2 protein-coding genes are annotated in these 2154 nt (G+C 66.3%); both read right to left on the bottom strand.

The annotated features are described in order from the left end of the window. Nucleotides 1-28: 28 nt before the first annotated feature. Nucleotides 29-913, bottom strand: a complete 885-nt coding sequence (locus ACT84W_RS10720; protein ID WP_419058626.1) for an ROK family protein — start codon at nucleotides 911-913, stop codon at nucleotides 29-31. Between the two features lie 79 nt (nucleotides 914-992). Next, a complete protein-coding gene (locus tag ACT84W_RS10715) occupies nucleotides 993-2117 on the bottom strand; it encodes a glycoside hydrolase family 172 protein (RefSeq protein ID WP_444329209.1) in 1125 nt (374 codons plus the stop codon). Nucleotides 2118-2154: the final 37 nt, after the last annotated feature.

The following is a 2154-nucleotide window of genomic DNA, read 5'->3' as shown; positions in this document are numbered from 1 at the left end:
ACGCGTTGTATGGCGGAGAGAGCGCAAGTTATGCGAGCGCCCTTCTTGCCAGCTCGGCCGCGCCGAGGATTCCTTGGTCGCCGCCGCAGCCCGGGGCGCAGATGTAGCTCTCCATGTCCTTAAGCTCGGCGGTCTGGATGTAGCCACCCAGATATTCGAGGGTCTTCTTGCGGACGATGCCGTAGAGCTGCTCCTGGTGCATCACGCCGCCGCCGAGGACGATGCGGCGAGGCGAGTACATGAGCACGAGGTTCGCGCACATCTGCCCCAGATAATCCCCCTCGAGCGCCCACACCTCAGCGTTGTCCGCGAGCTCGGCCGCGGGCTTTCCCCAGCGCGCGGCGATGGCGGGGCCGGAGGCGAGGCCCTCGAGACAGCTCGCGTGGCTCGGGCAGACGCAGCGTCCCTCCTCGGTGGGACGGGTCCTTACCAGCATGTGGCCGGCCTCGGGGTGCAGCATGCCGTGAAGGAGCCTGCCCGCGCACATGACGCCCGCGCCCACGCCGGTGCCGATGGTCACGTAGACGGCGTCCTCGAGCCCCTTGCAGCAGCCGAAGACCACTTCGCCGAGGCAGGCAACGTTCACGTCCGTGTCGTAGGTCACCGGAATCCCGAGGGCGTCGACGAACGCGGCGCGAAGACCATAGCCTCGCCACGCGAGCTTGGGCGTCTGGAGGATGGAACCGTAGCGCTCATCGTTGGGGTCGACGCAGGTCGGGCCGAAGGCGCCGATGCCCAACGCGTCCACATCGCGGGCGGTGAACCACTCGACCATTTGCGGGACGGTCTCGGCGGGCATAAGCGTCGGGGTCTCCATGCGGTCGAGGACCTCGCCGTCGCCGGACACCACGGCGCAGACCATCTTGGTCCCGCCGGCCTCGAGGGCGCCGAGCCTCATTTGCTTTTCGCTCATGTGTTCCTCCTTGAAAAGGGGCGCCCGCAGCCATAGTCAACCGCGGGCGCCCATAGCGTTGGTTTGTTTCGAAGCAACCCTACCTGGGCACGCGGTCCTGCCTTGCGGCAAACGGGGCGAGCACGGCGTGAGGCTCGCTTTGGTACCAGTAGGCGACGGTGGAGATGTCGTCCTCGCGCTCGTAGAGCTTGATGTCGTCGTTGCCGAGGTCCTGGAACGTCACGCGCAGGTCCTCCTTGAACGAGATCGGGTCGGGAAGGTGCCACCTGTAGAGGCCGTGCCTGGGCAGCGCGTCGTCGTTGGTCGCGAGCATCGGGTTCGGGTTCGGCTTGCCCGCGCTGAAGCGGTCGCGCGTGGCGTCGCGCGTCGAGCGGTACGGGTAGCCGGCGAACAGCGTGTTGAAGCACTGCGCCTCGGGCAGCGCGTGGGGCGGCCTGTCGAGGAAGGCCCAGGCACCGCCGAAGTAGTCCTCGGCGCCCGTCGAGGTGACCGTGGGAAACTCCTTGTCGCCGTCGAGGAAGAACTTCATCTCGCCCTCGCCCCACCAATAGCGCTCCAGGGCGCACAGGGCCATATAGGTGCCAACGTAGTAGCCCTTGCCGCGCACGCCGTCGAGCACGGTGTAGTCGACGCCCCTGCGGGTGCTGCGCTCGCGGTTAAAGCGGGCGTGGAAGTACATGGCGTCATCCGGCACGTCGGTGAGCACGTAGTTGAACGTGTAGAAGACGTACTTGATGAACCCGGGGTGCTCGCTCGTGAGCGTGACCTTGGCGTGCTTCCTGAAGGGCATCTCAAAGTAGCAGTTCATGCCACCCGTCGGGTTCACGCAGATGGGCATTGAGTTGACGATGGCGCGCTCGCCGAAGCCGTTGCAGAAGAAATCGCCGATGGGACACTCGACCGAGGGGGTCTCCTCGTCGTCCCAGTAGAAGCGCAGGACGAGGTCGCGCATGACGAAGCTTCCCGCGGCGGTCTTGTCGGGGACGGTCATCCAGATGTGGCGGATGATGCCGGGGCCCTCGATGTCCGCGAGCGTGATGGTCTCGCCGGACTCAAGGGGCACGCAGCACGAGCCCTTGCGGCCGACGCCGAGGTGGCTGGCCGACATGGCGGCGCGGCCCTTCTCGCCCGTGATGTTCTCGGGGGTGATGGCGCGGCTTTCCTCACCGCCGTGCATCCACACGTCCTTAAGGAACTCTCTCATCGTCGACCTCCTCTATTCGTCGTCTTCGCACTCGGCG

It is taken from the genome of Paratractidigestivibacter sp. (genome assembly GCF_052362415.1).
Taxonomy (GTDB): Bacteria; Actinomycetota; Coriobacteriia; order Coriobacteriales; family Atopobiaceae; genus Paratractidigestivibacter.
The sequence above is the reverse complement of the archived record's forward strand: the minus strand, read 5'-3'. Positions and strand labels throughout refer to the sequence as shown.